Origin of the sequence: Corynebacterium sp. MSK004, from assembly GCF_030232515.1 — a bacterium.
Lineage (GTDB): Bacteria > Actinomycetota > Actinomycetes > Mycobacteriales > Mycobacteriaceae > Corynebacterium > Corynebacterium hesseae.
The window spans coordinates 142,951-151,909 of the sequence record NZ_JASPKB010000008.1 but is presented as its reverse complement, the minus strand read 5'-3'; the positions used below and the strand labels follow the sequence as shown (position 1 = coordinate 151,909).

6 protein-coding genes and 1 pseudogene are annotated in these 8,959 nt (G+C 57.4%); 3 read left to right on the top strand and 4 right to left on the bottom strand.

Annotated features, from left to right (window positions below):
- Positions 1 to 393: 393 nt before the first annotated feature.
- A pseudogene (locus QP999_RS10775) lies at positions 394 to 1,633 on the top strand (IS3 family transposase).
- 28 nt (positions 1,634 to 1,661) lie between these two features.
- On the opposite strand, the gene QP999_RS10770 reads toward QP999_RS10775, so the two are convergent.
- The 4 genes from QP999_RS10770 to QP999_RS10755 form a co-directional block, all read right to left on the bottom strand.
- Positions 1,662 to 2,477, bottom strand: a complete 816-nt coding sequence (locus QP999_RS10770) for an ABC transporter ATP-binding protein (RefSeq protein ID WP_049156256.1) — start codon at positions 2,475 to 2,477, stop codon at positions 1,662 to 1,664.
- Complete coding sequence (locus tag QP999_RS10765) at positions 2,477 to 3,601, bottom strand: FecCD family ABC transporter permease (RefSeq protein WP_080975109.1); 1,125 nt, start codon at positions 3,599 to 3,601, stop codon at positions 2,477 to 2,479. The genes QP999_RS10770 and QP999_RS10765 overlap by 1 nt, the downstream gene beginning before the upstream one ends.
- Positions 3,598 to 4,755, bottom strand: a complete 1,158-nt coding sequence (locus QP999_RS10760; RefSeq protein ID WP_049156259.1) for an ABC transporter substrate-binding protein — start codon at positions 4,753 to 4,755, stop codon at positions 3,598 to 3,600. Before QP999_RS10760 ends, QP999_RS10765 begins: the two co-directional genes overlap by 4 nt.
- Before the next feature lie 151 nt (positions 4,756 to 4,906).
- Positions 4,907 to 6,268: an MATE family efflux transporter gene (locus tag QP999_RS10755; RefSeq protein WP_231732355.1), complete on the bottom strand. Its 1,362-nt coding sequence runs from the start codon at positions 6,266 to 6,268 to the stop codon at positions 4,907 to 4,909.
- Positions 6,269 to 6,820: 552 nt separating this feature from the next.
- On the opposite strand from QP999_RS10755, the gene QP999_RS10750 reads away from it, so the two are divergent.
- Both QP999_RS10750 and ftsY read left to right on the top strand, forming a co-directional pair.
- Positions 6,821 to 6,961 (top strand): hypothetical protein, encoded by a 141-nt coding sequence (locus tag QP999_RS10750; RefSeq protein WP_168162408.1) that lies wholly within the window; start codon positions 6,821 to 6,823, stop codon positions 6,959 to 6,961.
- A gap of 74 nt (positions 6,962 to 7,035) precedes the next feature.
- Complete coding sequence (gene ftsY / locus QP999_RS10745; RefSeq protein ID WP_070527591.1) at positions 7,036 to 8,880, top strand: signal recognition particle-docking protein FtsY; 1,845 nt, start codon at positions 7,036 to 7,038, stop codon at positions 8,878 to 8,880.
- Positions 8,881 to 8,959 lie beyond the last annotated feature (79 nt).

The window sequence follows — 8,959 nt, the reverse complement described above, 5'->3', positions numbered from 1 at the left end:
GGCATGGTGGTAGATTACCTTTCTTCCCAACCCAACTGGGCTGGATATCAGGTGTCTACCAAACAGGGGTCAGGTCCGCCTCACGGACAAACGGATCACGCAAACGACTCGCACGCCTGCCGGGAGGTTCGACACCTCTTCCCCTCAACCAACCGTAAACCGATTCGGGGCCTACACCGACATCACGCGCGACCAGGCTAACTGCCTCGCCTGCAGCCACTCGCTCAACGGCAGCATCCTTAACATCCTTCGGAGTCCAACGCGTCACAACTACCTCCCGGTCGAAGTGGCGCATTCACCCCTTGACAGCACGCATTGCAGATGGCGTTTTTAGACCCAAAGATGAAGTGTCCCAGGTTTTGTTCCGTTTGAGTAGATGGGAAAATCTGGAACATGCCAAGAAAATTTGACCAGGATGCAAAGGACCGTGTGGTCCGTCTCGTGGAGGACCGCATCTTGGCGGAAAGCATGTCGATGCATCCCGCGTGCTAGGCAGTAGCTTCAAAGTTGGGGGTTTCATGGCACACGGCTCGTCTATGGACTTAAGCCTGCTCGTCGTGCGGGAAACATCCCAGAACCTGTTCCTGAAGATTTGGCTACCGAAAATGCCAGGCTACGCCGCGAAAATCAAGAGCTTCGAGATACCAACGAGTTGCTGAAGGCTGCGTCAGCTTTTTCGCCTCACGACCAGGCCCCAAACGTTAAGAAATGATCCGGTTCATCGATAAATACCGGAATCATTTCTCTGTCGAGTTCATCTGCACCGGAGTTGAAGATTAACCGGGCTGGTGGGTTTATCACCTCGCGTGGTTATCGCCAGTCCAAAGCCCGTGGGCTTAAGTGCTCGTCGCCTTCGTGACGCTGTGCTGATTGAACGCATTGGTGCCATTCATCGGGATAATTACGGTGTCTACGGCGTGCGGACAATGTGGCATGCGCTTGACCGTGACGGAATCGACATCGGTCGTGAGCAAACCGCCCGGCTGATGCGCCTAGCTGGTGTTTCTGGCACAGGCACAGGCGGATCACCAATCACAACCCGTACACCTCAACAGGCCGGATCTGCGCCCGGATTTGGTCGAGCGTGAGTTCAAAGCCCAAGGCCTTAAACAAGCTGTGGGTGGCCGACATTACCTACGTGCGTACGAAGAAGGGTTTTGTGTACACCGCGTTTGTCACTGACGTTTACTCCCGGCGGATCGTCGGATGGGCATTATCGGACTCGATGCGCACCGAGGTATTACCGCTGCAAGCACTCAACCAAGCGATTGTGAGCGCGAAGGAAACAACAGGCCTTATTCACCATTCGGATCACGGCTTATAGTACGTCAGCGTTGTCTACAACCAGCGTCTCGCCCAGCACGGGATTGCCGCTTCCACTGGGACCGTCGGTGACTGAAATGACAATGCTCTAGCTGAAAACGTTAACGGCTCTTACAAGAATGAGCTCATCCATACTCGCAGGTGGAATGATGTTGTCGAGGTAGAAATCGCGACGTTCGAGTGGGTGTCATGGTGGAACGAGGTAAGGCTCCACCAAAGCCTGGGATATCGAACCCCAGCCGAGGTGGAAACCGAATTGTGGAAGAAGAACCCGCAACAGGGAATAATAGAAATCAAGGAACATGCCTAGGAACAAAACTCGGGGCACTTCAAGCCCCTTATATGGCTCTGGATGTGGTGATTGCTGCAGAACCGTCATCAGTAAGGGTGACTTTTCCATCTACGCGGTAGACTTCACGCAACATTTTTGCGGTTAACACGTCCTTAGCTGCTCCGTGTGCGTATACAGTGCCCGCGTGGAGTACCGCAATGCGGTGAGCGAAGCGCGCTGCTTGTGAAAGATCGTGCATCGAAACCACGACCGCCGCGGGTGCTTCAGCTGCATAGGCGCGAATATGCTCCATGAGGATGAGCTGATTTCTTAGGTCAAGAGCGCTGGTTGGCTCGTCCAGTAGTAATGCCTGCGGCCGGCATACGATGGCCTGGGCGAAGCTTACTAATTGACGCTGGCCGCCGGAGAGCTGGGACATTGTTCGGGATTCTAGGTCTTCTAGCCCCAGCCGCGTGAGGACCGAGCTGACTCGGTCCTGTGTGGATGTGGCTACCCGTAGTCCGCTGAATCCCGTCCGGGAATGCTGGAGTGCCAGAAGTACCGATTCGAATACGGTAAGGGTGCTTTCCGGCGGGGGATCCTGTGGCAAATATACTGCCTCGGGCCCAGTGACGTCGCCGCTGAATCGGCATAGGTTAGCCATGCAGCGCAGCAAAGTCGACTTACCAGCGCCATTAGGGCCGACGAGGGCGGTGACGGTTCCAGCTTCGATCTTTGGGAGACATACGTCATTCAGTATCTGTTCGTCTCCATGGGAAAAGCACAGGTTATCTACCCGGAGTGTGGGTTCTGGCGGAACCGTGGGCGGTTGTTCCACGAGGGGGTCCTTTCTGGGGCAGGAAGTACTGGGAGAGGCGATCATTAGGTTGAGGAGACAGTTCGGGGGCGGCGTCGCAAAACAATGAGGACGACGAACACGGGAACGCCCACAATCGCGGTGATGATGCCGACAGGCAGAATCGCCCCAGGCTGGATCAGCTTGGATACCACTGAGGCTGAGGTCAGCAAAAGCGCACCTGAGATGATGGACGTGGTGAGGAAGAAGCGTTGGTCCTCACCAACGAGCATCCTGGCGATATGTGGGCCGACGAGTCCGATGAAACCAATTGTCCCGGCCATCGAAACGGCAGTTGCCGCCATAAGGGAGACTCCCACCAGCGTGTACGTGCGCAGCTTTGGGATATTGATACCCATGGACCTAGCGCGGTCGTCGCCCATTCGAAACGCGGTCAGCGTCCACGCATTGCGGTAGAAGTAAGCAATTCCGATTAGTGAGATGACCGCGAGAAGGCCGATCTGAGGCCACGTAGCGCGCGTAAGGCTGCCCAAGGTCCAGAAAACCACCTGCTCTAATTGGGTCTGCGAGGCGAGGTACTGCATTAGCGCTAGTAGAGCATCGAAGAGGAACACGATGGCTATGCCCAGCAGAATCATTCCCTCGGTACCAGAGCTCTTTGACCGAGAGAATAGGACGATCACCGCACAGGCCGCGAGGGCGAAGACCCAAGCACTGCCCGCCATTCCCAGCGCTGCCCCGATTCCCGCCGCGGTGAATCCTGAGACGGTGGCAAAGGCTGCGCCAAAGCTCGCAGCGGCGGAAATGCCCAGCGTATAGGGCTCTGCCAAGGGGTTATCCAAGATGGTTTGCATCTCTGCGCCGGCAGCAGCGAGGGTGCCACCGATGAGCACCGCTGTGACGGTCATAGGCAGACGTATATCAAAGATGATCTGCCAGTCAATTGGGCGGGAATCGCTGGGGTGAAAGAGCACGTAGAGCGCCTCATTTGCGTTCAAACTGCTGCCGATGAGGAAATCTATGGCAATGGTGACGCATAGCAGGGCCGTAAGCCCTGCGATGATCGCTACCTTTCGCCTGCTAGCTGTTCGGTACCAGTTTGACCGGGGGCGTTGCCGTTGCGGGGTAGAGTTTTGGTCGTCCACCTCGCTTCCGGTGGCAATTGATTGCGCTCGTGCTCCGTGGCTCATGGCAAACCAGTCCAGAAGGTGCCGCTAGCCTCCACAGGGAGGAATTTTTCATGTAGTTCTTCCAAATCGGCCTGCGGGTCGACATCGGAAAACAGGTCGGGGTGCATGGCTTTGGCAAACCACTCGATGGCTAGGTAGTTGTATGGGGAGTCGTAGAAGTGATGCCACGCAGCGTAGGCCCGCTTGTTCTTGACCGCCCGCATTTCCTTAAGGACAGGTTGCCCGTCAACAACGCGTTGGAAGTCTTTGGCTGCCTGTTCGGTGGACTCGTCGTAGCCCAGGGGTACAAAGCCATTCTTCTTTGGCTGCTGCTTGGCGCCGGTCCAGTCTGCGCCGGTGGCGATGATGACGTCTGGGTCTTTTTCAGCTAGCGCCTCGGGAGAGACTTGCCCCTGCTTGGCGTCGATCATATCGTCGCCCACGTTTTCGCCACCCGCTGCGTTAACAATTTGGGCTAGGTTGGACTTAGCGAAGGTAGAGCAGCAGTCGAAGTAGCCGGGAGCTCGCCAGAGGAAGGTCGGTGTGGGGGTGGCCTTGGCTTTTTCTAGGCGCTCCTGAACCATGTTCACCTTGGACTCATAGAACTCGGCATACTCTTCCGCTTCCTTCTCGTGGCCGAGTACCTTGCCGAGCAAGCGCACGCTCGGTGCGGTGTTCTTCACCGGGTCGGTAAAGTAATCGACGGTAACCGTGGGGATTCCGGCCTTTTCTAGACCGTCTACGATGCCAGCATCCTGGGCGGCTTCGAAGCTGCTTGCGGAGACAATGAAGACATCTGGACGGGAATTCAAAGCTTGCTCAACGGACATCGAGCCGTCGTAAACTTCACCAGTTTGCTCAATATCTTCGATCTCTGAGAATTTCTGTTCGTACTTCTTGTACGTGCCAGGGTCGTTCTGCTCCAGGTCATCTGGCCAGGCAACGATGCCCTGGAGCGGGTTTTCTTTGTTGAGGATGGATGTCGTGTAAAGCATCCGTTGCCCGCCCATGAGGACCCGATCGACGTTCTTCGGGACCTCGACTTCGCGCCCGAGAATGTCGGTGATCTGTTGCTTTTCTCCGTCATCTGCGGTCTGTTGTTCATCGTTAGTGCTGCAGGCAGCGGTCATAAGGAGGGCAGTGGCGGTGACGGCTGAGGCGACTACGCGGGCCATTCGGTGGTGAGGGGCGCGTGGGGTTTTAAAACCGCGAGCCCTAGTTGTCGTGAGGGACAAGGCAATCCTTTCTTCCAAGTGGATCTATTAGGTTAGCCATACCTTTGTTTATCTACAATGGGTGATGAAACTTTTACCCCCAACATTCCCGTTAAGTCAGTTCATTCAGTCGGCGGGAATATGTGCGTAGCAGCAGTACCGCCGTGGTTGCGAAACCCATGATGAGTCCTAACCAGACGCCATATCCTTCCCATCCGAGGAGCTTTCCAAATATCAGAATCCCGGGGACGCCAACCAGCCAGTACCCGACGAGGGTGCAGCGTAGCCCTGAGGTGGTGTCTTTCAGGCCTCTCAGTAGGCCCACTGCCACGTTTTGGATTCCTTTGGCGAACTGTTGCAGTACCGCGAGACATAGGAGCAGGACGGCAATGTGAAAGGTGGTGGGATCTGCCTCTTTTAAGAAAGGATGCAGTACCCACCTGCCCAACAGAAGCCACAGCGCGCCCATTATTCCCAGATACGTGACCACGACGAACAATATGCGTCGGGTAATCTCGCGCACTGAGTCGGCACTCTCGGCCCGAGCCCTTGTGATCAGCACCGAGCCGCCGTGAGAAAAGCCGATGCACACTTGGTAAACGATGTACGCCAGTTGGTTCACAATATTGTGCGCCGCTAGCATCTGTGGGCTAAAGGTCCCCATCACTAAACCGGCGATGGTTGTTATTGCAGCCTCCGAGCCATAGGTCAGACTGACTGGTACCCCGAGGCGGACGAGGCGGCAGATAGTCTCCCCATCTCCTTTACACGGAAGGATGTGGAAATAGGGCTGTAGCTCGGGAATGCGCAGTACCACAATCCGGAAGGCCAGGAAGGTAAGCAGTTGGATGACAGTTGTAGAAAGCCCGATGCCCGCTACCTTCCAGTGATCCGAGGCTGCCCATGTCATAAATAACCAGTTCAATGCGATATTTATAAATATCGATATCAGCGTGATGGTTAACAGGGAGCCGGGTTTTCGCATGCCCACGGCGAATTGGCGCAGGACGTTGAGCCACATCATCGGGACTAACCCGGGTGCGAGCGCAAGGGTCATGGCGAAGGTGAGTTGGGCAACGTGCTTGTCGATGGGCAGAACAAGGACCAATCCGCCTAGGGCGATGACCAGTAACGCGCCGAGAATTGCAGTGCCAGTGGCCACCGCGAAGGAGGAGCGCACAGCCCGCCGGATCTGTTCTGCTCCCGCCTCGCAATTTTGACAAGAGGTTTTCTCTTTTTCCATTTTTGCTGCTGCTTCAGCCACAAGATTTGCCCCGGCCGTCACCATGCCCACGCACATCGTGCGGATCTGGTTGTAAAGCTGCATCGCTAGGCCGCCGCCGGCTATCGCCAGTACGCCCACGGACTGCAGCATCAATACGTCCGTGGTGGTCAATGCAACTCCGGCGAGTTGTACTCCAGCGATGGGAAGGGAAATTCCCAGAACTTCGCGATATTTCCGGATGGATTTCAACCTCGCAGCCACCTTCAACTTCGGACTAACATTCGTCTCGGCCCTCGCTTCTCATCTTCTAAACCTCGCCCATTTTGGCGGCTGGTCTCCAATGTGCTGCGGTTTCTAGCGGTAGATACGCAGCACATCCGATTCATTTGCGGCCTCCAGGCCGTTGAAGCGAATGGCGCTGCGATACATCTGCACCAAAGTTGCAATCGGACGCTGCCGTCTGCACCATGGAAATTAGTGGTTCGCCCCTGCGGATTCAGCTGGTGCTGGCCGATGCCCCAGCGGTACCACCGTTGGTTGAGACCGAATCCCGTTCAGGGCTGGTGTTTGCAGCGGCAGAGACTCCCTTCGGAAAGTATAAAGATTATACCTAGTTTAGGTAAGGCTACCATAATTGAAGATTTCCACTTCAAACACTTCAGGTGGAAGGAGTGTGAAGATGGATAGGAGAGATGCCGTTTGCCAGATGCCTTCTGCAGGACGCCTTCCTGGCTTAGGCAGTGATTTACTGCGGAACAACCCCATCCCTCTGCCGAACAACACCAGGTAGCAGTGCCAAGAGTGGCGTTGCTCATCCGCCCTGACCTAAGTCAGGTGCGCAAGGATTCTCAGCTCATAGCCAACACTGACCAGAAGCCAACGGTGGACGTGGCTACCGTGCTTTATGGCTTCACGATGCGCGGCGTCGAGCCTTCGCGTTAACTGAGGGCATCTGTTCGTGCCTTTTTGGACTCCTCATGGTGCCTGGCGTGGGCAACCCTGGCACTATGGAAAGCATGAATACTACTTTTCTGTGGATTGCGATAGCAGTCATCGTCCTGATTCTGCTGGTGGTCTTGTTCATTGTTCTGGGCAAGAAGCGCGGCGAGTCAAAGAAGGTCTCCTTTGAAAAGCCCGCGGAGGAGCCGAAGGAGCTGACCCAGCAGCAGAAGTCCGGCAACTACCAGGCCAAGTCTGGTTTTAATTTTGCCCCGGCTGGCGGCGGCGCTACCAAGGAACCTGTGCCTGCGGCTAAGGCTGACAAGCCCGCACCGGCCGAGCCCAAAGCTCAGCCGCAAGCGGAGAAGAAGTCTGAGCAGCGCGATGCCACCGAGCTCGCTAACGCTCAGCTCAAGGGCACGGAGGAGACTCAGAAGGCGGCGAAGCCTGCGGTGGAACCGACGCCTGAGGCAGAGCCGAAGCCTAAGGCAGAGCCCAAGCCGGAACCGGCTGCACAGAAGGACCAGGTAAAGGAGGAAGAGGATAAGGATTCCTCCGCTGGCCTAGCCGCTGCAGGAACTGCGGGCGTTGCTGCCGCTGGTACTGCTGCTTCCGGCGCCGCTGCCGTTGAGAAGGATGAAGAGGACACAGAGGAAGCTGTCCCGGCCACCGAACCGGAGACTGCTGAACCGGAGCCGGTAGTTGAAGCCCCGAAGGTAGAAGAGGAGGCTCCGGAAGAACCTGAGGTTCCGGCTGCGGAGGAGCCTTCTGCTCAGGTTGAAGCCGAAGAAGAGGCAGCGGAAGTGGTAGAAGCACAGCCTGAACCAGAAGCGCAGCCCGAGCCAGAGGAAGCTGAAGCAGAGGAGGCCGCTGCGGCGGCGGGGGCCCAAGCGGCGTCGGCAAGCGCGGCACTCGAGGCTGAGCCGGAGGAACTAGAGGTATCCGACGACGCTGAGGTCGTCGAGGCCCCGGCAGCCCAGCCGCAGGAGGATATTGCGCCGGCTGCCGGCCGCTTGGGCAAGCTGCGCGGGCGCCTGTCGCGTTCGCAGAATGCCATCGGCCAAGGCCTCATGGGTATTCTCTCCGCAGGTGACCTGGATGATGATGCCTGGGAGGAAATCGAAGACACCCTCATCATGGCGGATTTGGGTACGAAGTCCACGATGCAGGTTACAGACTCCCTGCGCGACAAGATTGCGGAGCGCGGAGTGAGCTCCGAGGCGGAAGCCCGCGCCATGCTGCGCGAGGCCCTCATCGAGGTGGGCCACCCGGAGATGGACCGTTCCATCAAGGCCATGCCGAATGAGGGCAAGCCGGCCGTCATCATGGTTGTCGGCGTCAACGGCACTGGCAAGACCACCACGACGGGCAAGCTGGCCCGCGTGCTCGTATCCATGGGACACAACGTTTTGCTCGGCGCGGCGGATACCTTCCGTGCAGCGGCCGCGGACCAGCTGGAGACCTGGGGTCGCCGCGTGGGCGCTACCACCGTGCGCGGCAAGGAAGGCGCGGACCCGGCTTCCGTGGCCTTCGACGCCGTGGCCGCTGGCGTAGATCAAGGAGTGGACGTCGTTCTCGTGGACACCGCTGGTCGTTTGCACACCTCCGTGGACCTCATGGACCAGTTGGGCAAGGTCAAGCGCGTGGTTGAGAAGAAGACCGACGTCGATGAGGTCTTGCTCGTGTTGGACGCAACGGTCGGGCAGAACGGCCTGACCCAGGCCCGCATCTTCCGCGATGTCGTCGACATCACCGGTGTTGTTCTGACCAAGCTCGATGGCACCGCTAAGGGCGGCATCGTCTTCCAGGTTCAGGAAGAACTGGGCGTGCCGGTCAAACTCGTGGGCCTTGGCGAGGGTGCAGATGACCTCGCGCCGTTTGAGGTTGAGGGCTTCGTGGATGCCTTGCTGGGGGAGAAGTAAGTCCTTATAGATCCCTGGGCTAGACCTAAGTTCTTTCGAGACGCAGCGCCTCCTTTGCGGGGCGCTTTCGTCGTCTTCG

What these genes read in the sequence shown, in the direction of transcription:
- QP999_RS10770 (WP_049156256.1), bottom strand. Translation starts at nt 2,477, where the DNA reads ATGATCGCCTCTCCCAGTACTTCCTGCCCCAGAAAGGACCCCCTCGTG.
- ftsY (WP_070527591.1), top strand. Translation starts at nt 7,036, where the DNA reads ATGAATACTACTTTTCTGTGGATTGCGATAGCAGTCATCGTCCTGATT.
- QP999_RS10760 (WP_049156259.1), bottom strand. Translation starts at nt 4,755, where the DNA reads ATGGCCCGCGTAGTCGCCTCAGCCGTCACCGCCACTGCCCTCCTTATG.
- QP999_RS10765 (WP_080975109.1), bottom strand. Translation starts at nt 3,601, where the DNA reads ATGAGCCACGGAGCACGAGCGCAATCAATTGCCACCGGAAGCGAGGTG.